This is a genomic window from Pseudomonas sp. G7(2022), from assembly GCF_052660475.1.
In genome coordinates this window covers 1,010,640-1,033,045 of sequence record NZ_CP109659.1, presented here as the reverse complement: position 1 = coordinate 1,033,045, position 22,406 = coordinate 1,010,640, and the positions used below count along the sequence as shown (strand labels likewise).

Below are 22,406 nucleotides of genomic sequence, written 5' to 3'. Positions count from 1 at the left end.
ATTGATCTGAATGATTAAGGGTCAAAAGGCAGGCGAAAAAAATCGCAGCTCGAGGGCTGCGATTTTTGTGTTTCAGCTCAGGGCTTTTTCGATCGCCGTGATCACCGAAGGATCATCCGGCGCCGTGCGCGGCGAGAAGCGCGCCAGCACGCGACCGTCCTTGCCGAGCAGGAATTTCTCGAAATTCCAGGTGATGTCACCGGGAAATTCGGCCCCCTCGCCCGCCAGCAGCCGGTACAGCTGATGGCGATCGTGACCGTTGACTTCGAGCTTTTTCGACAACGGAAAACTCACGCCATAGTTGAGGCTGCAGAATTCCTGAATCTCCTGCTCGCTGCCCGGTTCCTGACCGGCAAACTGGTTGCACGGCAGGCCCAGCACACTGAAACCTTTGCCCTTGTATTGCTGATAGAGGTTTTCCAGCGCCGCGTACTGTGGGGTCAAGCCGCATTTGGAGGCGACGTTGACCACCAGCACGACTTGGCCCTTGAAGGGTGCCAGCGGTAGCTCCTGACCATCCAGGGCTGTCAACTTAAGGTCGTGAAAAGCACTCATGACGAACTCCAGATTCCCGTGTTCTACTCGAAACAGCCACTTGGCGAGACCACCAAGGACAGCCGCGGACTAAAAAGGCGCCCTCGGGCGCCTCTCCAGTTCTCTGAGCTTAGCGCAGAAAATCAGTGGTGATGGCCACCTTCGCCATGGACGTGACCATGAGCGACTTCTTCCTGGCTGGCGTCACGGATGGCAACGACCTTCACTTTGAAGTTCAGGCGCTGACCGGCCAAAGGGTGGTTGCCGTCGACGGTGACGTCGTCGCCGTCCAGATCACGGATGGTGACGATCTGCATCTGACCGTCCGGCGCCGACGCGTGGAACTGCATGCCGACTTCCAGTTCGTCGACACCTTCGAACATGCTGCGGCTCAGGGTGCTGACCAGTTCGGCCGAGTACTCGCCGTAGGCATCTTCCGGCTCGACGGAAACTTCCAGATCGTTGCCGACTTCCTTGCCTTCCAGGGCTTTTTCAAGGCCCGGGATGATGTTGCCTGCGCCATGCAGGTAAACCAGCGGAGCGCCGCCGGCGGAGCTGTCGATGACCTCACCAGCGTCGTTGGTCAGGGTATAGTCGATGGAGACAGCCTTATTGGCGGCGATCAGCATGGGGCGAGACCTTTTGCATAAGAATATAGAAAGGCCAAGTTTAGCGAAGCAATCGCTCGAAAGCGACCACAACCCTGACAAACGGGACTCGACGATTACAGGCTTCCATCAGGACGAGGACGGTCACTGGGTGGCCGAGCTCTCCTGCGGCCACACCCAGCATCTGCGCCACCAACCACCCTGGCAGTCGCGGGCATGGGTGCTGGACGCAACGCAACGTATTGAAAAAATAGGCCAACCCTTTGCTTGCGGTTGGTGCGCTCAAGGCTCGGTTAGCGCTAACCTTGACGCCTGAAAAACCGGTGGAAGGCCAGCCATAGGCCCACGCCCTTGCCATGCACCCTTAGAGAATCCGCATGCAAACTTTTTTTATCGCGCCCACCGATTTTGGTGTGGGTCTGACCTCCATCAGCCTCGGGCTGGTGCGTACGCTGGAACGGGCCGGGCTGAAAGTCGGCTTCTTCAAACCGATTGCCCAGCCCCATCCAGGCGACACCGGCCCCGAGCGCTCCACCGAACTGGTGGCCCGCACCCATGGCCTGAAACCGCCGCAGCCACTGGGCCTGGCCCATGTCGAGCGGATGCTTGGCGACGGACAACTCGACGAGTTGCTCGAAGAAATCATCGCTCTCTACCAACAGGCTGCCGTCGGCAAGGACGTACTGGTCGTCGAAGGTATGGTGCCGACCCGCAGCGCCAGCTATGCCGCGCGGGTCAACCTGCACCTGGCCAAGAGCCTGGACGCCGAAGTGATTCTGGTCTCGGCGCCGGAAAACGAAGTGCTCACCGAACTGTCCGGCCGCGTCGAGTTGCAGGCGCAACTGTTCGGTGGGCCGAAAGACCCGAAAGTCCTCGGCGTGATCCTCAACAAGGTCAAGACCGACGAGAGCATGGACGCCTTCGCCGCGCGTCTGAAAGAGCATTCGCCGTTGCTGCGCACGGGGGATTTCCGTCTGCTCGGCTGCATCCCGTTCCAGCCGGAACTTAACGCTCCGCGCACCCGCGACGTCGCCGACCTGATGGGCGCCCAGGTGCTCAACGCCGGCGACTACGAAACCCGGCGCATGACCAAGACCATCATTTGCGCACGCACCATGCGCAACACCGTGGACCTGCTCAAGCCCGGCGTGCTGGTGGTGACCCCCGGCGATCGCGACGACATCATCCTCGCGGTCAGCCTCGCGGCCATCAACGGCGTGCCGCTGGCCGGCCTGCTGCTGACCAGCGATACCCTGCCGGATCCGCGCATCATGGACTTGTGCCGTGGCGCGTTGCAGGCCGGTCTGCCGGTGCTGTCGGTGAGCACCGGCTCCTACGACACCGCCAACCTGCTCAACGGCCTGAACAAGGAAATCCCCGTCGATGACCGCGAGCGGGCGGAAATCATCACCGATTTCGTCGCCAGTCATCTGGATGCCAACTGGCTGCATCAGCGCTGCGGTACGCCGCGAGAAATGCGCCTGTCGCCAGCCGTGTTCCGCTATCAATTGATTCAACGCGCGCAGGCCGCCAACAAACGCATCGTCCTGCCCGAAGGCAGCGAGCCGTTCACCGTGCAAGCGGCGGCGATCTGTCAGGAACGCGGGATTGCCCGTTGCGTGCTGTTGGCCAAACCGGCAGACGTCGAAGCCGTCGCCCGGGCCCAGGGCATCGTGCTGCCGCCGGGGCTGGAAATTCTCGATCCGGATCTGATCCGCGAGCGCTACGTCGAGCCGATGGTCGCCTTGCGCAAGAGCAAAAGCCTCAATGCGCCGATGGCCGAGCAGCAACTGGAAGACACCGTGGTGATCGGCACCATGATGCTGGCGCTGGATGAGGTCGACGGACTGGTCTCCGGCATCATCAACACCACCGCCAATACCATCCGCCCGGCGCTTCAACTGATCAAGACCGCGCCGGGCTGCACGCTGGTGTCGTCGGTGTTCTTCATGCTCTTCCCGGAGGAAGTGCTGGTCTACGGCGACTGCGTGATGAACCCGCACCCGAGCGCCGCCGAACTGGCCGAGATCGCCCTGCAAAGCGCCGACTCGGCCGCCGCGTTCGGCATCACCCCGCGTGTGGCAATGATCAGCTATTCCAGCGGCGAATCGGCCACCGGCGAGGAAGTCGAGAAAGTCCGCGAAGCCACCCTGCTCGCCCACGAACAACAGCACTCGCTGCTGATCGACGGGCCGTTGCAGTACGACGCCGCCGCCAACGAAACCGTGGCCCGGCAACTGGCACCGAACAGCCAGGTGGCCGGTCGCGCCACGGTGTTCGTATTCCCCGACCTGAACACCGGCAACACCACCCACAAAGCCGTGCAACGCAGCGCCGATTGCGTCAGCCTCGGCCCGATGCTGCAAGGCCTGCGCAAACCGGTGAACGATCTGCCGCGCGGCGCGCAGGTCGACGACATCGTCTACACCATTGCCCTGACCGCGATTCAGGCTGCCAACCGACCTCTGGATATCTGACCCGATGCTGGCTTTTCTCCCTGCCCCCCTGCGCGGCGTGATCGCCGCGCTGCTGTTGGCGCTGAACACGATCCTGCTGTGCTCGTTCCTGTTCCTCGTGGCACTGATCAAAGTGCTGCCGTTCGACCTCGCACGCCGCGCTTCGCGCTGGCTGATGAGCCACACCCACGAAGCCTGGATCAGCAACAACAAAGGCTGGATGAACCTGGTGCGCCGCACCCGCTGGCACCTCAGCGGCCTGCAAGGCCTGGACTACCAGCACTCGTACCTGATCACCAGTAACCATCAAAGCTGGGTCGACATTCTGGTGTTGCAATACGTGCTCAACCGGCGCATCCAGCCGCTGAAGTTCTTTCTCAAGCAGGAACTGATCTGGGTGCCGGTGATCGGTCTGGCGTGGTGGACGCTGGGCTTTCCGTTCATGAAGCGCTATTCAAAAGCCTATCTGGCAAAACACCCGGAAAAGAAAGGCAAAGACCTGGAAACCACCCGCAAGACCTGTGCGAAATTCCGCGACAACCCGGTAGGCATCTTCAACTTTGTCGAAGGCACACGCTTCACCGAAGGCAAGCACGCGCAGCAGCAATCACCGTTCAAATACCTGCTCAAACCCAAGGCAGGCGGCATTGCGTTCGTGCTCGATGCCATGGGTGAACAACTGGAGTCGATCGTCAACGTGACCATCCACTATCCGGGTGGACGTCCAGGTTTCTGGGATCTTCTGTGCGGCAACGTGCGGGACGTGGTTGTGCATTTTGAAGAATTGAATATCCCGCCACAGTTCATCGGCAAGAACTACGACCAGGACGGCGAATACCGCCTGCAATTCCAGGGCTGGATCAATCAGCTGTGGCAGGACAAGGATGCGTTGCTTGCACAGATGCACCGCGAATATCCCAACCGACGCTGATCCCCCTGTGGGAACACCTGAAAGAAATTGATCGCCTGTCAGGCCGCCATCGCCAGCAGGCTGGCTCCCACAGGAAAACAGTTCGCTTTTAGCTTTTAGCTTCCCACCACTCACCACAATGAGCGTTAGCTCGAGTACCGCTTTTGACGTGCCGGCCCCTTCGGCCGGCTGAGTGGAGGGATTCATCCGGGGGAGGGAGCGCAGCGACCGTGCGGCGCAGCCGCATGCATCGAGAGGAGGTGCAGCGAAGCAAACCGTAGGCGATGCCCCCGGATGAATCCCGGAACGAAGGAACACCGAGCCAAAGCGAGGTGCCGAACGCAGGGGCCAAGCCTTTTGCTTACTTTTCGGCGTTTGGAAAAGTGAGCCGCTGTAAGAGCGGAACCGCCAGCGGCAACACCCGCAGAAACGGATATTCACCCAAAACTCCAAGAGCCTGATCGGCCCAAAGGCCGTCATCGCTAGCAGGCTAGCTCCCACAATCGACCGAATTGGCCCGAAATAAAAAGCCCGCCGATAATCACTCACCGGCGGGCTTTTTCATTCTCAGCGAACGCTTAAATCGCGGCACGCTTGCGCAGCAGATCCAGCACTTGCTTGACGCTTTCATCCAGCGACAACGATTGGGTGTCGATCACCAGATCAGCATCCAGCGGCACGTCATACGGGAAGGATTCGCCCGGGATGTTGTCGCCACCGGCAGCATACAGCCCCTGCGGATCACGTTCGGCACACACGGCCGGCGAAGCCTGGACGTAGACCGTCAGCAGACGTTCCTTGCCGATCAGATCCCTGGCCTTCTCGCGACCTTCCGCACTCGGCGCCACGAATGCTGCCAGCGTCAGCAGACCGGCTTCGTTGAACTGACGGGCAACGTGCGCCGCACGGCTCCAGTTTTCGGTGCGACCTGCGCGATCCTGTGGCAAGCCTTTGTTCAGGTCATGACGCAGATTTTGACCATCCAGCACGAACACCGCACGGCCCATGTCGAACAGTTTGCGCTCGACCGCATAGGCCAACGTGCTCTTGCCCGCGCCCGACAGACCGCTGAACAGCACGGTGGCCGGCTGCTGGCCGAAACGCTGGGCGCGTTCTTCGGTGGCTACATGGGCCAGTTTGCCGTGGTGCGTGGCAGCGCCATGGGTCACCGGCTGGGCGACGATCATGCCGGCGCCGACGGTGCCGTTGGTCAAACGGTCGATGACGATGAACGCGCCAGTGGTGCGGTTGCTGTCGTAACCGTCGAGGGCGATCGGTGCGTCGAGCGCGATCTTGACCTTGCCGATTTCGTTGAGCTGCAACGCACTCGCCGGGCCTTCTTCGAGGGTGTTGACGTCGACCTTGTTGACGATGCTGGCGATGGAGCCCGGCACGTAACTGGTGGCACGTTTGATGTCGTACTTCTTGCCCGGCAGCATCGGCTCTTCAGCCATCCACACCAGCATCGCTTCGAAGCTGTCGGTGACCGGTGGCACGTTGTCGGCATGCACCAGCAGGTCGCCACGGGAGATGTCGATTTCGTCTTCCATGGTCAGTGTCACGGCCTGACCCGGGCCTGCATGCTCCAGCTCACCTTCGAAGGTAACGATGGATTTCACGCGGCTGCTCTTGCCCGACGGCAAGACCACGACTTCGTCACCCTTGTGCACGATGCCGCTGGCCAGGGTGCCGGCGAAACCACGGAAGTTCAGGTTCGGGCGGTTGACGTACTGCACCGGGAAACGCAGATCGGTGAAGTTGCGGTCGCCCGCCACTTCCACGGTCTCGAGGATTTCCATCAGCGACTGGCCGGTGTACCACGGCGAGCGCTCGGACTTGTTCACCACGTTGTCGCCCTTGAGAGCGGACATCGGCACGAAGTGCATGCTGGTCGGCTTCATCTTCAAGCCTTCGGCGAACTTCAGGTAGTCGGCCTTGATCGACTCGAAAACGCCCTGGTCGAAGCCTTTGAGGTCCATCTTGTTGATGGCGACAACGATGTGCTTGATGCCCAGCAACGAGGCGATGAAGCTGTGGCGACGGGTCTGGGTCTGCACGCCGTAGCGGGCGTCGACCAGAATGATCGCCAGGTCACAGGTGGACGCACCGGTGGCCATGTTGCGGGTGTACTGCTCATGGCCTGGGGTGTCGGCGATGATGAATTTGCGCTTGGCGGTGGAGAAATAGCGGTAGGCGACATCAATGGTGATGCCCTGCTCACGCTCGGCCTGCAGGCCGTCGACCAGCAACGCCAGGTCGATGTCGTCGCCGGTGGTGCCGACTTTCTTCGAGTCACGGGTAATCGCTTCGAGGTGATCTTCGTAGATCATCTTCGAGTCGTGCAGCAGGCGCCCGATCAGGGTGCTCTTGCCGTCGTCGACGTTACCGCAGGTCAAAAAGCGCAGCAGCTCTTTACGTTCGTGCTGGCCCAGGTAGGCGAGGATGTCCTCGCTGATCAAATCAGATGCGTGCGACATGACAGCCCCTTAGAAATAGCCTTGACGTTTCTTGTCTTCCATCGAGCCTGCGCCATCGTGGTCGATGACACGGCCCTGGCGCTCGGAAGTTCGCGTCAGGAGCATTTCCTGAATGATGTCCGTCAGGCTTTCGGCCTCGGACTCCACCGCGCCCGTCAACGGGTAGCAGCCAAGGGTACGGAAACGCACTTTCTTTTTGACGATGCGCGCCTTGTCCTCGTCGGACAGGTGCTCGAGGATGCGCTCGTCGTCGATCATGATCAGCGTGCCGTTCTTCTCGATCACTTCGCGTTCGGCGGCGAAGTACAGCGGTACGATCGGGATGCCTTCGAGGTAGATGTACTGCCAGATGTCCAGCTCGGTCCAGTTCGACAGCGGGAACACGCGGATGGATTCGCCCTTGTTGACCTTGCCGTTGTAGACGTTCCACAGCTCCGGACGCTGGTTCTTCGGATCCCAGCGGTGCTTGCTGTCGCGGAACGAGTAGACGCGCTCCTTGGCGCGGGACTTCTCTTCATCGCGACGGGCACCGCCGAACGCGGCGTCGAAACCATACTTGTCGAGTGCCTGCTTCAGGCCCTCGGTCTTCATGATGTCGGTGTGTTTGGCGCTGCCGTGGGTGAACGGGTTGATGCCCTGCGCAACGCCATCCGGGTTGACATGGGTGATCAGGTCCAGGCCCAGCTCTTCGACCATCTTGTCGCGGAACTTGTACATCTCCTGGAATTTCCAGCGGGTGTCGACGTGCATCACCGGAAACGGCAGTTTGCCCGGGAAGAACGCCTTGCGTGCCAGATGCAGCATCACGGCGGAGTCTTTACCGATGGAGTACAGCATCACCGGGTTGTCAAACTCGGCGGCCACCTCGCGGATGATGTGGATGCTTTCCGCCTCCAGCTGTTTCAGATGCGTCAGTTTGTCGACCATGGCTACTCACGAAAGCTTTCTTATGAACGGCCAGCGGGCCGTGTTCGAGCGGGGAATCCTAGCACAGCGTCCCTCTTCTAATCAGGGCGCGAACTAGAACGAAAGAGCATATGAATATGCTCGTGCGTTTGGCCGCTCCCCCAAGGAACCCGGGCCGACTCAGATCGGGTTGGGGCAGTCGATGAAGATATGTTCGAGCGCGAATCGCTTCGCCAGATAATCGCCCAGCGCCTGCACGCCGTAACGCTCCGTGGCATGGTGGCCGGCGGCAATGAAGCTGATGCCGTTTTCCCGGGCGCTGTGGAAAGTCTGCTCGGAAGCTTCACCACTGAGAAACAGATCGACGCCGGCCGCGATGGCATTGTCGATGTAGCCCTGCCCGCCGCCGGTACACCAGCCGACCCGACGTATCATCGCGCTGCCTTCGACCAGAAGGGGTTCACGGCCCATGCGCTCCTGTACCCGGCGGGCGAAATCCCGGGCGGTCACCGGCTCGTCCAGCGAACCGACCAGGCCGACGATCTTCAGATTGTCCGGATCCAGCGGCCCCTCGACGGTGATGTCGAGCTGGCGGGCAAGTTGCACGTTGTTGCCGACGTCCGGGTGCAGATCCAGCGGCAGGTGATAGGCCAGCAGACTGATGTCGTGTTTGAGCAGGGTCTTCAGGCGCCGCTGCTTCATGCCGGTGATGCACGGGTTCTCGCCCTTCCAGAAATAGCCGTGATGCACCAGCACCAGATCCGCCTCGGCTTCGACGGCGGCATCGAGCAATGCCTGGCTGGCGGTGACGCCGCTGACGATGCGCATCACCTGCGGACGGCCCTCGACCTGCAGGCCGTTGGGGCAATAATCGGCAATTTTTGCACTGCCGAGGTAGCGGTCGGCTTCTTCGACCAGGGTGCTGAGGGCAACGGCCATGAAAGACTCCTGAAAATCCCGTTCAGAGGCGCGCGCGGCCTCGTATAATGCGCGACATTATGGGCGGTCTGACCCCGCCTGCAACTTTTCCAGGACGTGCTTAATGCTCAAGGCGCTGCGTTTTTTCGGCTGGCCGCTGTTGGCCGGTGTGCTTATCGCTCTGTTGATAATTCAGCGTTACCCGCAGTGGGTCGGGCTTCCGAGCCTCGACGTCAACCTGCAACAGGCCCCGCAGACCACCAGCACACAGCAGGGGCCAGTGTCCTATGCCGACGCGGTGGTCATCGCCGCGCCATCGGTGGTCAATCTCTACACCACCAAAGTCATCAACAAACCGAGCCATCCGCTGTTCGAGGACCCGCAGTTCCGCCGCTTCTTCGGGGACAACTCGCCGAAGCAGAAACGCATGGAGTCGAGCCTCGGTTCCGGCGTGATCATGAGCCCCGAAGGCTACATCCTGACCAACAACCACGTCACCACCGGTGCCGACCAGATCGTTGTGGCACTCAAGGATGGCCGTGAAACCCTGGCCCGCGTGATCGGCAGCGACCCGGAAACCGACCTGGCGGTGCTGAAGATCGACCTGAAAAACCTACCGGCGATCACCGTCGGGCGCTCTGACAACATCCGCATCGGCGACGTCGCACTGGCCATCGGCAACCCGTTCGGCGTCGGCCAGACCGTGACCATGGGCATCATCAGCGCTACCGGCCGCAACCAGCTGGGCCTGAACAACTATGAAGACTTCATCCAGACCGACGCGGCGATCAACCCGGGCAACTCCGGCGGCGCGCTGGTCGACGCCAACGGCAATCTCACCGGCATCAACACCGCGATCTTCTCCAAGTCCGGCGGCTCGCAAGGCATCGGCTTCGCGATCCCGGTGAAGCTGGCGATGGAAGTGATGAAGTCGATCATCGAGCACGGTCAGGTCATTCGCGGCTGGCTGGGCATCGAAGTACAACCGCTGACTCAGGAGCTGGCGGAGTCGTTTGGTCTGTCCGGGCGTCCGGGGATCGTGGTGGCGGGGATTTTCCGCGACGGCCCGGCACAGAAGGCCGGCCTGCAACTGGGTGACGTGATCCTCAGCATCGACGGCGAACCGGCCGGTGATGGCCGCAAATCCATGAACCAGGTGGCGCGGATCAAGCCGACTGACAAGGTCACGATTCAGGTGATGCGCAACGGCAAGGAGTTGAAGCTGACCGCCGAGATCGGTCTGCGTCCGCCGCCGGCGCCGGTTCAGGAAAAAGAAGAGTAAGCGTCGCCACAACTGACTGTAAGAGCGGAGGCGGTCGCCCCGCTCCCTCCCCCAGACATGCAACATGTCTGAATGCCCATTTACTTGTGTTCGCGATAACTCTCCAAACCAATGAATCTACCTCACCTGTCAGATATGACAGGTGAGTTCAGTCTGTCTGTAGATTAATGTTGATCTCCCTCAGCCACGACATCAGAAACCGAGTTGTCGATCAAACCTGGTTTCTGCAAGGAAAAACCATGACGACTCAGAAAATTTATAACTTCGAGCCTCAACCAGACTTCGATGATGGTGATGTAACAATCAAATGGAGAGGGGTCACTCTCACATCAACAATCGTATTTTTTACATCAGGCTTGATTACTGCAAGTTACTTGAAGCCGGTTAGCACCTCGAAGTCTAAGGGCGGAACACAGCACGACACCTTTGTTGTATCGCTGCTAGAAGGCCCATATCACAACTTTCAACAGTCCTACGAACGAGGCGTTACTGAACACCATTTTCAGTGGGCATTAAACTATGACAGTGTCATGCACTATCCAGACACAGGCACAGTTACTGGGAAATTCACAACAGGGTACGCAGGCATTGAGGCGACAATCCACATGATTTTCGCCGACAGGTCGGTGGCCGAAATAACATTCAAGGCCAGAAAAAGAACTTAGTTACTCCAATCCGGCACAGGGTTGATGAGCAACATCGAACAACAGTTCCCGGTGATAAACCGGGAACTGTGCTCATTCAACAATCACAAATCGCCAAGTCCCTCAATCAACGCCTGATTCTGCTCCGGCGTACCGATCGAGATCCGCAGGAACTGGGCAATCCGTTCCTGTTTGAAGTGGCGCACGATCACGCCCTGCTCACGCAGTTTCGCCGCCAGCCCTGCCGCATCATGCTGCGGATGCCGGGCGAAGATGAAATTCGCCGCTGACGGCAGCACTTCAAAGCCCTTGGCCTGCAACTGCGCAACCACCCACTCACGACTCTCGATGACCAATGCGCAGGTCTTGTCGAAGTATTCGCGATCCTCGAATGCTGCCGCCGCACCGACATTCGCCATGCGATCGATCGGGTAGGAGTTGAAACTGTTCTTGATCCGCTCCAGTGCCTCGATCAGGTCCGGATGGCCGACCGCCAGCCCCACCCGCAGGCCCGCCAGCGAACGGGATTTGGACAGGGTCTGGGTCACCAGCAGGTTCGGATAACGGTCCACCAGGCTGATCGCGGTTTCACCGCCGAAGTCGATGTAGGCCTCATCGACCACCACCACCGAATCCGGGCTGGCCTTGAGAATCTGCTCGACCGCTTCCAGCGCCAACAGGCAACCGGTCGGTGCGTTCGGGTTGGGGAAGATGATCCCGCCGTTCGGCTTGGCGTAGTCCGCCGGATTGATCCGGAACTGCGCGTCCAGCGGCACCGCGTCGAATTTGATGCCGTAGAGACCGCAGTAAACCGGATAGAAGCTGTAGCTGATGTCCGGGAACAGCACCGGCCGATCGTGTTGCAGCAGGCCGTGGAAGATGTGCGCCAGCACTTCGTCCGAACCGTTGCCGAGGAACACCTGATTGCTCTGCACGCCGTAGTAGTTGGCGACGGCGTTTTTCAGCAGGTCGCTGTTCGGATCCGGGTACAGACGCAGGTTGTCGTTGAGTTCGGCCTGCATCGCCGCCAGGGCTTTTGGCGACGGGCCGTACGGGTTTTCGTTGGTGTTGAGTTTGACCAGACGGGTCAGCTTCGGCTGCTCGCCCGGTACATAAGGCACCAGATCCTTGACGAACGGGCTCCAGAATTTACTCATGTTCAGTTCCCCTTCACTTCGTCTTTGATGCGGTACTCGGCGCTGCGAGCGTGGGCGCTCAGCGATTCGCCACGGGCCAGGATCGATGCGGTCTTGCCAAGTTCCGAAGCACCGGCCTCGGAGCAGAAGATGATCGACGAGCGTTTCTGGAAGTCATACACACCCAGCGGCGAAGAGAAACGCGCGGTGCCGGAGGTCGGCAATACGTGGTTCGGTCCGGCGCAGTAGTCACCCAGCGCTTCGGAGGTGTGACGGCCCATGAAGATCGCGCCGGCGTGGCGGATCTGCGGCAGCCAGGCCTGCGGGTCGGCGACCGACAGCTCCAGGTGTTCCGGGGCAATGCGGTTGGCGACTTCGATGGCCTGGGCCATGTCACGCACGTGGATCAAGGCACCGCGACCATTGATCGAGGTTTCAATGATGGTGGCGCGATCCATGGTCGGCAGCAGCTTGTCGATGCTCGCGGCGACCTTGTCGAGGAACCCGGCGTCCGGGCTGACCAGGATCGCCTGGGCGTCTTCGTCGTGCTCGGCCTGGGAGAACAGGTCCATGGCGATCCAGTCCGGATCGGTCTGGCCGTCGCACACCACGAGGATTTCCGACGGGCCGGCGATCATATCGATGCCGACCTGACCGAACACGTGACGCTTGGCCGTGGCGACATAGATGTTGCCCGGGCCGACGACCTTGTCCACCTGCGGCACGCTTTCAGTGCCATAAGCCAACGCGGCAACGGCCTGGGCGCCACCGATGGTGAACACCCGGTCGACGCCGGCGATGCACGCCGCCGCCAGCACCAGTTCGTTGACCTCGCCACGCGGCGTCGGCACCACCATCACCACTTCGGTCACGCCGGCAACCTTGGCCGGAATCGCGTTCATCAGTACCGACGACGGGTACGACGCCTTGCCGCCCGGCACGTACAGGCCGGCGCGATCCAGCGGCGTGACTTTCTGGCCCAGCACCGTGCCGTCGGCTTCGGTGTAGCTCCAGGAATCCTGCTTCTGTTTTTCGTGGTAGCTGCGCACCCGGGCGGCGGCTTTTTCCAGCGCTTCGCGTTGCGGCACGGTGATGCGGGTCAGGGCCAGTTCCAGACGCTCGCGCGGCAGGATCAGGTCTGCCATGGAGGCGACTTCGAGGCCGTCGAATTTCTGGGTGAACTCGACCAGCGCCGCGTCACCGCGCTCGCGCACAGCCTTGATGATGTCCAGCACCCGCTGATTGACCGAGTCGTCAGACACACTTTCCCAGCTCAGCAGATGATCCAGATGATGCGCGAAATCCGGGTCAGCAGCGTTGAGTCGGCGAATTGCAGTCGGTGCGGTCATAGCGAGAGCCTCATAGGAATGGCAAAAACTCAGGCGCCCTAACTTAGCAGTCGTTTCCGCTTGGGCACCTGAGATTCTGGCTATGAGGCGGATAGACGGGCGCGACTCAAGGTCGCGCAGGTACATCAGCCGCGGTGTCGAGACTCCACTGCCTTGCGCAGGGTGTCGATCAACGCCTGGATTCGGGCGTGTTGCATTTTCATCGAAGCTTTATTGACCACCAGACGCGAGCTGATCGTGGCGATCAGTTCCTGAGGTTCCAGGCCATTGGCACGCAGGGTGTTGCCGGTGTCGACCACGTCGATGATCTTGTCGGCCAGACCGATCAGCGGCGCCAGTTCCATCGAGCCATAGAGCTTGATGATGTCGACCTGACGACCCTGCTCGGCGTAGTAACGCTTGGCAACGTTGACGAACTTGGTGGCCACGCGCAGGCGACCCTTGGGCTCGACCGCGCCGACCTTGCCGGCGGTCATTAGCTTGCACTGGGCGATCTGCAGATCCAGCGGCTCGTACAGGCCCTGACCGCTGTATTCCATCAACACATCTTTACCGGCAACGCCGAGGTCGGCCGCGCCATGCTCGACATAAGTCGGCACGTCGGTGGCACGCACGATCAACAGGCGTACGTCTTCCTGGGTCGTGGGGATGATCAGCTTGCGGCTCTTGTCCGGATTCTCGGTCGGCACGATGCCCGCTTCGGCGAGAAGCGGCAGGGTGTCGTCAAGGATGCGGCCCTTGGACAGTGCGATGGTCAACATGGGAAACGTCAGTCCTTATCAAGGTACTCATGCCCGGTCGCAATCGGCGCCGAACATACTTCGAGGGCGTCACCACCCCCGATCAAAACGAATTCAACGGACACTTCCCTGTGTCCCGATGCAGCGACTAGCCCGGAACGCGACGGATCTTGGCGCCCAGCATCTGCAGTTTTTCCTCGATGCACTCGTAACCACGGTCGATGTGGTAGATGCGGTCGATCAGGGTATCGCCTTCGGCCATCAGGGCCGAGATTACCAGGCTGGCAGAAGCCCGCAGGTCGGTTGCCATCACTGGCGCGCCCTTGAGGATTTCAGTGCCGGTCACGATGGCCGTGTTGCCTTCGACCTGGATCTTGGCGCCCATGCGGTGCAGTTCGTACACGTGCATGAAACGGTTTTCGAAGATCGTCTCGATCACGGCACCGGTGCCTTCGGCAATGGCGTTGAGCGAGATGAACTGCGCCTGCATGTCGGTGGGGAACGCCGGGTACGGGGCGGTGCGCACATTGACCGCTTTCGGGCGCTTGCCGTGCATGTTCAGCTCGATCCAGTCTTCACCGGTAGTGATTTCTGCACCGGCTTCACGGAGCTTTTCCAGAACGGCTTCGAGGATGGTCGGATCGGTGTCCTTGACCTTCACACGACCGCCGGTGACCGCGGCGGCCACCAGGTAGGTGCCGGTTTCGATACGGTCAGGCATGACCTTGTAGAAGGCCGAACCCAGACGCTCGACGCCATCGATGGTGATGGTGTCGGTGCCGGCGCCGGATACCTTGGCACCCATGGCGTTCAGGAAGTTCGCCAGGTCGACCACTTCAGGTTCGCGGGCGGCGTTTTGCAGCACGCTGCGACCCTTGGCCAGAGCAGCGGCCATCATGATGTTTTCGGTACCGGTCACGCTGACGGTATCGAAGAAGAAGTGCGCACCGCGCAGGCCACCTTCAGGCGCCTTGGCCTTGATGTAGCCGCCTTCGACGTCGATGATCGCACCCATGGCCTCCAGGCCGCGGATGTGCAGGTCGACCGGACGCGAGCCGATGGCGCAACCGCCAGGCAGGGCGACTTCGGCTTCACCGAAGCGCGCGACCATCGGGCCCAGCACCAGGATCGAGGCACGCATGGTTTTCACCAGCTCGTACGGGGCGATCAGGGTCTTGATGGTGCGTGGGTCGATTTCGACGCTGAGCTTTTCGTCGATCACAGGCTCGATGCCCATGCGACCGAACAGCTCGATCATGGTGGTGATGTCGTGCAGGTGCGGCAGGTTGCCAACAGTCACCGGGCCATCGCACAGCAGAGTGGCGGCCAGGATCGGCAGGGCGGAGTTCTTCGCCCCGGAGATGCGGATCTCGCCATCAAGACGAGCGCCACCGGTAATAATCAATTTATCCATAAGAATCTCGACGCCCTAGGGCTCAGGTGCGCTCGGCCCAGGCCGCGCTGCTGAAAAATTTCATAGTGACCGCGTGGATGCTGCCATCGGCGATCCATGGGTTCAAATGGGCATAGATGCTTTGCTGACGCTTGACCGGGCTCAACACCGCCAGTTCATCACTAATCACGTTCAGCTGAAAGTTGCAGCCTTCGCCTTCAACTTCCACCAGCGTTCCTGGCAGCTTTCCTTCAAGGAAGCTCTTCACTTCTACGGCCTGCATGCTCAACCTCAATCGGCGCCCTGTGCGCACGGGTCGGACATCATACAAAAAAGCCCCGCGCCTGCGAACCCCGCTGCGCAGGACTCTGACGGGGGGCTTCCCTGTAGATGCGGGTTCAGGGTTGCGCCAACAGCTCGGTCAGCTCGCTGACCTGAGCGATTTCGCGCATGTCTTCCGGCATCTCGCGGATACTGACGGCCTTGCCGGCAGCTTTCGCGTCGCGAATGAAGCACAGCAGCAACGACAGACCGACACTGCTGGACTTCTCCACCGCCGAGCAGTCGATGACCAATGCCGGAGCATTGCACGACTTGATCAGCGCCCGCCCCTGCTCCCGAAGACCGGGCCCGGTGCGGTAATCCAGCACGCCAGTGAGCTGCAGCACACTGGCTTCGTCCAGACGAACGGCCGACTCGGTCATTGGGCTGGCTTCTCTTGTTTCTCGGCGGTCTGCTTGGCCTTGGCCACTTCGCCGGCCCAGCCGTTGATGGTCTTGTCCAGGTCGTTGCCGTTGCGCTGCATCGCGTCGGCGAACTGGTCACGGAACAGCTTGCCGATGTTGATGCCGTTGATGATCACGTTACGCAGCTTCCACTCGCCGTTGATCTTCTCCAGCGTGTACTGAACCGGATAGATCGCGCCGTTGTTGCCCTTGACGGTCATGCCGACGCTGGTGCGATCGCCCGACTCATCCTTCGGCGCATCGACGGTGATGCCCTGGTTGTTGTATTCCAGCAAGGCGTTGCCATAGAACTGGAACAGGCCACGCTTGAAGTTTTCCTGGAAGGTCTGCATCTGCGCCGGCGTGGCCTTGCGCGAATACTTGACCGTCATGATGCTTTTGGAAATGCCTTCGGCATCCACCACCGGACCCACGATGTTGTTCAGCGCGGTGTAGAAATCCTGCGGATCCTGCTTGTACTTCTCTTTATTGGCCGACAGATCGGCGAGCATCCGGTTGGTAGTGTCCTGAACCAGATCGTGCGCCGACTGCCCGGGCGCAGCGTTCGCCAGCAATGGCAGTGTCGCGAGCAACACCAACAGGCCACGTCGCAAGGTAGAGATCATTCAAAAGCTCCTCATTTGGCGTCTTTGCTAACGGTATTGAGCAGGAATTTACCGATCAGGTCTTCCAGTACCAGTGACGACTGGGTGTCGTGAATGGTTCCACCATCCTTGAGCCGGGTGTCTTCCCCGCCCACGCTGATACCGATGTACTTCTCGCCCAACAGGCCAGCGGTCAGGATAGACGCTGTGGAGTCGGTCGGCAGGTTGTCGACCTTCTTGTCCACCAACAGGGTAACGCGGCCGGTGAAGCTGTCGCGGTCCAGATCGATCGCCGTGACCTTGCCGATGGTCACACCGGCCATGGTCACTTTGGCTCTGACCGTCAAACCGGCGATATTGTCGAAGTAGGCATATAGCTTGTAGGTATCGGTGGTCGAAGTCGGAGACAGGCCACTGACCCGCAGGGCAAGCAGCAACAAGGCCAGGATCCCTGCCAGCAGGAACAGGCCGACACCGATTTCCAGGGTGCGGTTTTGCATCAGAAATCTCCAAACATCAAAGCGGTCAGAATAAAGTCCAGGCCCAGCACTGCCAGCGAGGCAAACACTACGGTCTTGGTGGTGGCACGACTGATTCCCTCGGAAGTGGGTTCACAGTCGTAGCCTTGGAATACGGCGATCCAGGTCACGACAAAGGCGAATACGATACTTTTGATCACGCCATTGAGCACATCGCTGGAGAAGTTCACGCTGTTCTGCATGTTCGCCCAGTAGGAGCCTTCATAGACGCCCAGCCAGTCGACCGCGACCCAGGAACCGCCCCAGATGCCGACCACGCTGAAGATCATCGCCAGCACCGGCAGGGAAATGAAACCGGCCCACAGGCGCGGAGCAATGATGTACTTGAGTGGATCGACACCGATCATTTCCAGGCTGGACAACTGCTCGGTGGACTTCATGTTGCCGATTTCCGCCGTCAGTGCCGAACCGGCACGACCGGCGAACAGCAGCGCCGTCACCACCGGTCCCAGCTCACGCAGCAGGGTCAAGGCAACCATCTGCCCCACCGCCTGCTCCGAGCCATAGCTCGACAGGATGTTGAACCCCTGCAGCGCCAGCACCATGCCGATAAAAATCCCGGAGACCACAATGATCACCAGCGACATCACACCGACCGAATGCAGTTGCTTGACCAGCAGGCCAAAGCTGCCACCGATGCTGCCTCGACCGAGCAAGGCATGAAACAGGAACAGGGTCGAACGCCCGAATACCGCGACGGTGTCGATCCCCGCCTGGCCAAACCGACGCACACGCTCCATTAATGTAATTCTGCGCATCAGCGGCGCTTCCCCAGAAGATCTGCGCGGTAATCCGTCGCTGGAAAATGATATGGCACCGGCCCGTCGGGATCACCGGTCATGAATTGACGGATTCGCGGCTCGTCCGAGTTCATCAGCTCATCCGGCGTGCCCTGCCCCAGCACCTGACCATCGCCCACGACATAAATGTAATCGGCAATGCTCGCGGTTTCGGCGAGATCGTGGGAAACCACGATACTGGTGATCCCCAATGCATCGTTGAGCAGGCGAATCAGGCGCACCAGAACGCCCATGGCGATCGGGTCCTGGCCGACGAACGGTTCGTCGTACATGAGAATCTGCGGATCAAGTGCAATCGCCCGGGCCAGAGCCACGCGACGCTTCATGCCGCCGGACAGCTCATCGGGCATCAGCTCGATGGCCCCCCGCAGACCCACGGCCTGCAATTTCAGCAGGACGATGTCGCGGATCATTTCTTCCGGCAACTCGGTATGAACGCGCAGGGGAAAGGCGACGTTCTCGAACACGTCGAGATCAGTGAACAGGGCGCCGCTCTGAAACAGCACGCCCATGTGCTTGCGCGCGTCGAACAGATCGCTGCGCGACAGCGCAGGCAGGTTCTGGCCATTGACCCAGACCTCGCCCTTCGATGGACGCAACTGGGCCCCCATCAGGCGCAGCAGCGTAGTCTTGCCACACCCGGAAGGCCCCATGATTCCGGTGACCTTGCCGCGCGGGATGCGGATATCGACGTTATTGAAAATGCTCCGCGCACCGCGCTTGAAGGAGACTCCCTTCAGCTCGACCGCGTAGGCGTTATCGGCACTCATCTAAACTCCTTGCGATGCAGCCTCTCACTCGGACGCCTGGCTTTCTGGAGAAAGCCCTTACATCCCGGGCAGGCCGAACTGGCGGCGAACTATATCACTGCAAAGGGCAAGCGCCCAAGGCCTCTCCCCGGCCACGTTCAGCGATATGACAGGCCGCAAGCGTTTAACTGAAGGCTTTTGTTAACAAGGAATGACAAAGCACGACGAACTTGCGTGAGGCTTTTCAACATAACCGCTATAATCGCCGCCTTTTCATCGGGCTATACGATTTCTGACATGAGCCAAACCAGCGACCTGATTCAATCGGCACAACGCACCATCCGCCTCGAAGTGGAAGCCGTACAAGGCTTGTTGCCCCATATCGACGCCGATTTCGTACGCGCTTGCGAGATGATTCTGGCCAGCAAGGGCCGTGTAGTCGTGGTCGGCATGGGCAAATCCGGGCACATCGGCAACAAGATTGCCGCGACCCTGGCCAGCACCGGCACCCCGGCATTTTTCGTGCACCCGGCCGAAGCCAGTCACGGCGACATGGGCATGATCACCCGTGATGACGTGATCCTGGCCCTGTCGAACTCCGGCTCCACCAACGAGATTGTTACCCTGCTGCCGCTGATCAAGCGCCTGGGCATCCAGCTGATCAGCGTGACCGGCAACCCGCAATCGCCACTGGCCAAAGCCGCAGAGGTCAATCTCAACGTTCACGTCGAGCACGAAGCCTGCCCGCTGAACCTGGCGCCGACCTCCTCGACCACTGCCGCCCTGGTCATGGGCGATGCCCTGGCCGTCGCGTTGCTGGAAGCCCGCGGCTTCACCGCCGAAGATTTCGCCTTTTCCCACCCGGGTGGCGCACTCGGCCGTCGCCTGCTGCTGAAAGTGGAAAACGTCATGCACGCAGGTCAAGAGCTGCCGCAGGTACAGCGCGGCACCCTGCTCAAGGACGCCCTGATGGAAATGACCCGCAAGGGTCTGGGCATGACCGTCATTCTCGAAGCCGACGGCAGGCTTGCCGGGATCTTCACCGACGGCGACCTGCGCCGCACGCTGGATCGCAGCATTGATGTACACAGCGCGACCATCGACCAGGTGATGACCGTACATGGCAAGACCGCCCGCGCCGAAATGCTCGCTGCCGAAGCCCTTAAAATCATGGAAGACCATCGAATCAACGCACTTGTCGTCGTGGACGAGGACGATCGCCCGATCGGCGCCTTCAACCTCTCCGACCTGCTGCGCGCAGGAGTGATGTAAATGAGCAACGATCTGCTGCAACGCGGCAAAGCCATCAAACTGGCGGTTTTCGACGTCGACGGTGTTCTCACCGACGGGCGCCTGTACTTCCTTGAAGACGGTAGCGAATTCAAGACGTTCAATACCCTCGATGGCCAGGGCATCAAGATGTTGATGAACGCCGGCGTACAGACCGCCATTATCAGCGGTCGCAAGACTCCGGTGGTCGAGCGTCGGGCAAAGAACCTGGGTATCCCGCACTTGTTTCAGGGTCGTGAAGACAAACTGGTGGTTCTCGACGGTCTTCTGGAGCAACTGGGCCTAAGCTATGAACAAGTGGCTTACCTCGGCGACGACTTGCCCGACCTGCCGGTGATCCGTCGAGTGGGACTCGGCATGGCTGTAGCCAACGCCGCGGCCTTTGTGCGCGAGCACGCTCACGGCGTCACTCAGGCCCGCGGTGGCGAAGGTGCCGCCCGCGAATTCTGCGAACTGATCCTGCGCGCCCAGGGCAGCCTCGATGCCGCCAACAACGCGTACCTGTGAGTCAAACCATGTTTAGCAAAAAAATTCGCAACATACTGCTGTTCGGTTGCATCGCTGCGATTTTCGGCGCAGTCGGCTACTGGAACATCAGCCCGGAACGCTTCCTCGACAAGCCTCCTGTCTCCGCAGCAGAAAGCCCGATCGACTGGTACGCGACCAACACCCACACCTTGCAGTATCTGGAAGATGGCAAGGTGCAGTACGAAATGACGTCCGAGAAGGCCGAGCACGTCAAGGCGACCGACATTACACTGGTCACCCGGCCCGACCTGAACATGTACCGCGGCACCGACTTCCCGTGGCACGTGACCAGCGAGCGCGGCGAAGTGAACTCCGGAGGCACCGAAGTCGAACTGATCGACTCGGTCCGGATCAAGCGTACCGACGAAAAGAACCGCGACACCCTGATCACCAGCACCCGAATGACGGTGTTCCCTCAGCAGCAATATGCGCAGACCCAGCAACCCGTTAGAATCGACGGCGCTGGCGGTGTATCGACCGGCGTGGGAATGAAAGCGTATTTGAAGGAAAGCAGGATACACCTGCTATCGAACGTAAGAGGACAGTATGAGGCTCGTTAAAACCCTCCCTATTTTGCTCAGTCTGGGCGCAGCACTGGGAAGCGTGAGCGCCTGGGCTCTGCCGAACGATAGTCAGCAACCGATCCGCATCCAGGCTGACGACGCTCAGCTCGATGACAAGAATGGCATCGCGACCTATAAGGGCGATGTGATCATCACCCAGGGTTCGATGATCGTCAAAGGCAACACCGTGACCATGACCCGCGCGCCTAACGGTGACATCGACGTCGTGACTTCGGTGGGCAACCTCGCCTACTTCGAGCAGCTGCAGACTGCCGGTGATGCCAAACCCGTCCAGGGCTGGGGCGTGACGATTCAGTACCACGCTGCGCAGAACCGCGTCGTGCTGATCGACAAGGCAAAAGTCGTCGACAAGGACAACAACACCACTCAGGGCGAGAAAATCGTCTATGACACGGTGAAAAAACTGGCCAGCGCCGGTCGAGCCACTGGCAGCAAGGTCACCGAAGCGCGTCCGCGCATCGACATGGTGATCCAGCCGAAGAAGAAAACCGACGAGAAAACCCAGTAATGGCAACTCTGAAAGCTCAGCACCTGGCCAAGGCCTATAAAAGCCGCCAGGTCGTGCGCGACGTCAGCCTGTCGATTGACAGCGGTCAGATCGTCGGTCTGCTCGGCCCGAACGGCGCCGGCAAGACCACGTGCTTCTACATGATCGTCGGCCTGGTTCAGGCCGATCAGGGTCGCGTACTGATCGACGACCTGGACGTCAGTCACCAGCCCATGCACGGTCGCGCGAAAGCCGGTATCGGTTATCTGCCGCAGGAAGCGTCGATCTTTCGCAAACTGTCGGTCGCCGACAACATCATGGCCATCCTCGAAACCCGTCAGGAGCTCGACAAGGCCGGTCGTCGCAAGGAGCTGGAAAGCCTGCTGCAGGAATTCCACATCAGCCACATTCGCGACAACCTCGGCATGAGCCTGTCCGGTGGTGAGCGCCGCCGCGTGGAGATCGCTCGCGCACTGGCTACGGCGCCGAAGTTCATTCTGCTCGACGAACCATTCGCCGGTGTCGACCCGATCTCCGTGGGCGACATCAAGCAGATCATCCACCACCTCAAGGCCAAGGGCATCGGTGTGCTGATCACCGACCACAACGTCCGCGAGACGCTGGATATTTGCGAAACAGCCTACATCGTCAACGACGGCCAACTGATTGCCGAAGGCGACTCCGCGACCATCCTCGCCAACGATCTGGTGAAGGAAGTGTACCTGGGTCACGAGTTCCGCCTGTAA

General features: G+C 60.3%; 25 protein-coding genes. 10 read left to right on the top strand and 15 right to left on the bottom strand.

All coding sequences use genetic code 11. The annotated features are described in order from the left end of the window. Nucleotides 1–72: 72 nt before the first annotated feature. Together NE357_RS04525 and NE357_RS04520 are read right to left on the bottom strand one after the other, a co-directional pair. Nucleotides 73–555, bottom strand: a complete 483-nt coding sequence (locus NE357_RS04525; RefSeq protein ID WP_007959082.1) for a glutathione peroxidase — start codon at nucleotides 553–555, stop codon at nucleotides 73–75. A gap of 122 nt (nucleotides 556–677) precedes the next feature. Then, the gene (locus NE357_RS04520) at nucleotides 678–1,163 is read right to left on the bottom strand and encodes an FKBP-type peptidyl-prolyl cis-trans isomerase (RefSeq protein WP_169428890.1); all 486 of its coding nucleotides are present in this window, start codon (nucleotides 1,161–1,163) and stop codon (nucleotides 678–680) included. Here NE357_RS04520 and NE357_RS04515 point away from each other — a divergent pair. From NE357_RS04515 to NE357_RS04505, 3 genes are all read left to right on the top strand, one after another. Then, nucleotides 1,132–1,458 carry a DUF3565 domain-containing protein gene (locus NE357_RS04515; RefSeq protein ID WP_169428889.1) on the top strand — a complete coding sequence of 109 codons (327 nt, stop codon included), beginning with the start codon at nucleotides 1,132–1,134 and terminating at the stop codon, nucleotides 1,456–1,458. The genes NE357_RS04520 and NE357_RS04515 overlap by 32 nt on opposite strands. Nucleotides 1,459–1,519: 61 nt before the next feature. Then, nucleotides 1,520–3,619 carry a phosphate acetyltransferase gene (gene pta, locus NE357_RS04510; protein WP_169428888.1) on the top strand — a complete coding sequence of 700 codons (2,100 nt, stop codon included), beginning with the start codon at nucleotides 1,520–1,522 and terminating at the stop codon, nucleotides 3,617–3,619. A 4-nt stretch (nucleotides 3,620–3,623) separates the two neighbouring features. Beyond that, a complete protein-coding gene (locus NE357_RS04505; RefSeq protein WP_169428887.1) occupies nucleotides 3,624–4,529 on the top strand; it encodes an acyltransferase in 906 nt (301 codons plus the stop codon). Nucleotides 4,530–5,086: 557 nt separating this feature from the next. Here the strand turns inward: NE357_RS04505 and cysN are convergent. From cysN to NE357_RS04490, 3 genes are all read right to left on the bottom strand, one after another. After that, nucleotides 5,087–6,985: a sulfate adenylyltransferase subunit CysN gene (gene cysN / locus NE357_RS04500; protein WP_169428886.1), complete on the bottom strand. Its 1,899-nt coding sequence runs from the start codon at nucleotides 6,983–6,985 to the stop codon at nucleotides 5,087–5,089. Between the two features lie 9 nt (nucleotides 6,986–6,994). After that, entirely contained in the window at nucleotides 6,995–7,912 is a 918-nt protein-coding gene (cysD, locus tag NE357_RS04495; protein ID WP_119426713.1) for a sulfate adenylyltransferase subunit CysD, read from the bottom strand. Nucleotides 7,913–8,071: 159 nt separating this feature from the next. Then, a complete protein-coding gene (locus tag NE357_RS04490) occupies nucleotides 8,072–8,830 on the bottom strand; it encodes a Nif3-like dinuclear metal center hexameric protein (protein WP_169428885.1) in 759 nt (252 codons plus the stop codon). 103 nt (nucleotides 8,831–8,933) lie between these two features. Here NE357_RS04490 and algW point away from each other — a divergent pair, with 103 nt between their 5' ends. Together algW and NE357_RS04480 are read left to right on the top strand one after the other, a co-directional pair. Further along, nucleotides 8,934–10,091: a Do family serine endopeptidase AlgW gene (gene algW / locus NE357_RS04485; protein ID WP_169428884.1), complete on the top strand. Its 1,158-nt coding sequence runs from the start codon at nucleotides 8,934–8,936 to the stop codon at nucleotides 10,089–10,091. A 239-nt stretch (nucleotides 10,092–10,330) separates the two neighbouring features. Continuing rightward, nucleotides 10,331–10,756, top strand: coding sequence for a hypothetical protein (locus tag NE357_RS04480; RefSeq protein ID WP_169428883.1), 426 nt, complete (start codon nucleotides 10,331–10,333; stop codon nucleotides 10,754–10,756). A gap of 83 nt (nucleotides 10,757–10,839) precedes the next feature. Here NE357_RS04480 and hisC read toward each other — a convergent pair whose 3' ends face one another. From hisC to NE357_RS04430, 10 genes are all read right to left on the bottom strand, one after another. Beyond that, the gene (hisC, locus tag NE357_RS04475; RefSeq protein ID WP_169428882.1) at nucleotides 10,840–11,892 is read right to left on the bottom strand and encodes a histidinol-phosphate transaminase; all 1,053 of its coding nucleotides are present in this window, start codon (nucleotides 11,890–11,892) and stop codon (nucleotides 10,840–10,842) included. A 2-nt stretch (nucleotides 11,893–11,894) separates the two neighbouring features. Continuing rightward, nucleotides 11,895–13,220 carry a histidinol dehydrogenase gene (gene hisD / locus NE357_RS04470; protein ID WP_169428881.1) on the bottom strand — a complete coding sequence of 442 codons (1,326 nt, stop codon included), beginning with the start codon at nucleotides 13,218–13,220 and terminating at the stop codon, nucleotides 11,895–11,897. A gap of 125 nt (nucleotides 13,221–13,345) precedes the next feature. Then, entirely contained in the window at nucleotides 13,346–13,981 is a 636-nt protein-coding gene (gene hisG / locus NE357_RS04465; protein ID WP_085746934.1) for an ATP phosphoribosyltransferase, read from the bottom strand. Nucleotides 13,982–14,108: 127 nt separating this feature from the next. Beyond that, a complete protein-coding gene (gene murA, locus NE357_RS04460; protein ID WP_169428880.1) occupies nucleotides 14,109–15,374 on the bottom strand; it encodes a UDP-N-acetylglucosamine 1-carboxyvinyltransferase in 1,266 nt (421 codons plus the stop codon). A 22-nt stretch (nucleotides 15,375–15,396) separates the two neighbouring features. After that, nucleotides 15,397–15,636 (bottom strand): BolA family protein, encoded by a 240-nt coding sequence (locus tag NE357_RS04455; RefSeq protein WP_169428879.1) that lies wholly within the window; start codon nucleotides 15,634–15,636, stop codon nucleotides 15,397–15,399. 115 nt (nucleotides 15,637–15,751) lie between these two features. Next, entirely contained in the window at nucleotides 15,752–16,057 is a 306-nt protein-coding gene (locus NE357_RS04450) for an STAS domain-containing protein (RefSeq protein ID WP_169428878.1), read from the bottom strand. Further along, nucleotides 16,054–16,704: an MlaC/ttg2D family ABC transporter substrate-binding protein gene (locus tag NE357_RS04445; RefSeq protein WP_169428877.1), complete on the bottom strand. Its 651-nt coding sequence runs from the start codon at nucleotides 16,702–16,704 to the stop codon at nucleotides 16,054–16,056. Before NE357_RS04445 ends, NE357_RS04450 begins: the two co-directional genes overlap by 4 nt. Before the next feature lie 11 nt (nucleotides 16,705–16,715). After that, nucleotides 16,716–17,183, bottom strand: coding sequence for an outer membrane lipid asymmetry maintenance protein MlaD (gene mlaD, locus NE357_RS04440; RefSeq protein WP_169428876.1), 468 nt, complete (start codon nucleotides 17,181–17,183; stop codon nucleotides 16,716–16,718). Next, nucleotides 17,183–17,980: a lipid asymmetry maintenance ABC transporter permease subunit MlaE gene (mlaE, locus tag NE357_RS04435; protein ID WP_169428875.1), complete on the bottom strand. Its 798-nt coding sequence runs from the start codon at nucleotides 17,978–17,980 to the stop codon at nucleotides 17,183–17,185. Before mlaE ends, mlaD begins: the two co-directional genes overlap by 1 nt. Continuing rightward, on the bottom strand, nucleotides 17,980–18,792 hold the full coding sequence (locus NE357_RS04430; RefSeq protein WP_169428874.1) for an ATP-binding cassette domain-containing protein: 813 nt from the start codon (nucleotides 18,790–18,792) through the stop codon (nucleotides 17,980–17,982). Before NE357_RS04430 ends, mlaE begins: the two co-directional genes overlap by 1 nt. A gap of 276 nt (nucleotides 18,793–19,068) precedes the next feature. Between NE357_RS04430 and NE357_RS04425 the strand changes: the two genes are divergently transcribed. The 5 genes from NE357_RS04425 to lptB are packed head-to-tail and all read left to right on the top strand — an operon-like array spanning nucleotide 19,069 to nucleotide 22,406. Further along, nucleotides 19,069–20,043, top strand: a complete 975-nt coding sequence (locus NE357_RS04425; RefSeq protein WP_169428873.1) for a KpsF/GutQ family sugar-phosphate isomerase — start codon at nucleotides 19,069–19,071, stop codon at nucleotides 20,041–20,043. After that, the gene (locus tag NE357_RS04420; protein WP_007953567.1) at nucleotides 20,044–20,568 is read left to right on the top strand and encodes a KdsC family phosphatase; all 525 of its coding nucleotides are present in this window, start codon (nucleotides 20,044–20,046) and stop codon (nucleotides 20,566–20,568) included. It begins immediately after the preceding gene. Between the two features lie 8 nt (nucleotides 20,569–20,576). Further along, on the top strand, nucleotides 20,577–21,149 hold the full coding sequence (lptC, locus tag NE357_RS04415; RefSeq protein ID WP_169428872.1) for an LPS export ABC transporter periplasmic protein LptC: 573 nt from the start codon (nucleotides 20,577–20,579) through the stop codon (nucleotides 21,147–21,149). Next, nucleotides 21,136–21,681, top strand: coding sequence for a lipopolysaccharide transport periplasmic protein LptA (gene lptA, locus NE357_RS04410; RefSeq protein WP_169428871.1), 546 nt, complete (start codon nucleotides 21,136–21,138; stop codon nucleotides 21,679–21,681). The genes lptC and lptA overlap by 14 nt, the downstream gene beginning before the upstream one ends. Then, nucleotides 21,681–22,406: an LPS export ABC transporter ATP-binding protein gene (gene lptB / locus NE357_RS04405; RefSeq protein ID WP_007953572.1), complete on the top strand. Its 726-nt coding sequence runs from the start codon at nucleotides 21,681–21,683 to the stop codon at nucleotides 22,404–22,406. Before lptA ends, lptB begins: the two co-directional genes overlap by 1 nt.

Coding starts and splice junctions, on each gene's coding strand:
- NE357_RS04525 (WP_007959082.1), bottom strand. CDS start 555: ATGAGTGCTTTTCACGACCTTAAGTTGACAGCCCTGGATGGTCAGGAG.
- NE357_RS04515 (WP_169428889.1), top strand. CDS start 1,132: ATGGAGACAGCCTTATTGGCGGCGATCAGCATGGGGCGAGACCTTTTG.
- NE357_RS04520 (WP_169428890.1), bottom strand. CDS start 1,163: ATGCTGATCGCCGCCAATAAGGCTGTCTCCATCGACTATACCCTGACC.
- pta (WP_169428888.1), top strand. CDS start 1,520: ATGCAAACTTTTTTTATCGCGCCCACCGATTTTGGTGTGGGTCTGACC.
- NE357_RS04505 (WP_169428887.1), top strand. CDS start 3,624: ATGCTGGCTTTTCTCCCTGCCCCCCTGCGCGGCGTGATCGCCGCGCTG.
- cysN (WP_169428886.1), bottom strand. CDS start 6,985: ATGTCGCACGCATCTGATTTGATCAGCGAGGACATCCTCGCCTACCTG.
- cysD (WP_119426713.1), bottom strand. CDS start 7,912: ATGGTCGACAAACTGACGCATCTGAAACAGCTGGAGGCGGAAAGCATC.
- NE357_RS04490 (WP_169428885.1), bottom strand. CDS start 8,830: ATGGCCGTTGCCCTCAGCACCCTGGTCGAAGAAGCCGACCGCTACCTC.
- algW (WP_169428884.1), top strand. CDS start 8,934: ATGCTCAAGGCGCTGCGTTTTTTCGGCTGGCCGCTGTTGGCCGGTGTG.
- NE357_RS04480 (WP_169428883.1), top strand. CDS start 10,331: ATGACGACTCAGAAAATTTATAACTTCGAGCCTCAACCAGACTTCGAT.
- hisC (WP_169428882.1), bottom strand. CDS start 11,892: ATGAGTAAATTCTGGAGCCCGTTCGTCAAGGATCTGGTGCCTTATGTA.
- hisD (WP_169428881.1), bottom strand. CDS start 13,220: ATGACCGCACCGACTGCAATTCGCCGACTCAACGCTGCTGACCCGGAT.
- hisG (WP_085746934.1), bottom strand. CDS start 13,981: ATGTTGACCATCGCACTGTCCAAGGGCCGCATCCTTGACGACACCCTG.
- murA (WP_169428880.1), bottom strand. CDS start 15,374: ATGGATAAATTGATTATTACCGGTGGCGCTCGTCTTGATGGCGAGATC.
- NE357_RS04455 (WP_169428879.1), bottom strand. CDS start 15,636: ATGCAGGCCGTAGAAGTGAAGAGCTTCCTTGAAGGAAAGCTGCCAGGA.
- NE357_RS04450 (WP_169428878.1), bottom strand. CDS start 16,057: ATGACCGAGTCGGCCGTTCGTCTGGACGAAGCCAGTGTGCTGCAGCTC.
- NE357_RS04445 (WP_169428877.1), bottom strand. CDS start 16,704: ATGATCTCTACCTTGCGACGTGGCCTGTTGGTGTTGCTCGCGACACTG.
- mlaD (WP_169428876.1), bottom strand. CDS start 17,183: ATGCAAAACCGCACCCTGGAAATCGGTGTCGGCCTGTTCCTGCTGGCA.
- mlaE (WP_169428875.1), bottom strand. CDS start 17,980: ATGCGCAGAATTACATTAATGGAGCGTGTGCGTCGGTTTGGCCAGGCG.
- NE357_RS04430 (WP_169428874.1), bottom strand. CDS start 18,792: ATGAGTGCCGATAACGCCTACGCGGTCGAGCTGAAGGGAGTCTCCTTC.
- NE357_RS04425 (WP_169428873.1), top strand. CDS start 19,069: ATGAGCCAAACCAGCGACCTGATTCAATCGGCACAACGCACCATCCGC.
- NE357_RS04420 (WP_007953567.1), top strand. CDS start 20,044: ATGAGCAACGATCTGCTGCAACGCGGCAAAGCCATCAAACTGGCGGTT.
- lptC (WP_169428872.1), top strand. CDS start 20,577: ATGTTTAGCAAAAAAATTCGCAACATACTGCTGTTCGGTTGCATCGCT.
- lptA (WP_169428871.1), top strand. CDS start 21,136: ATGAGGCTCGTTAAAACCCTCCCTATTTTGCTCAGTCTGGGCGCAGCA.
- lptB (WP_007953572.1), top strand. CDS start 21,681: ATGGCAACTCTGAAAGCTCAGCACCTGGCCAAGGCCTATAAAAGCCGC.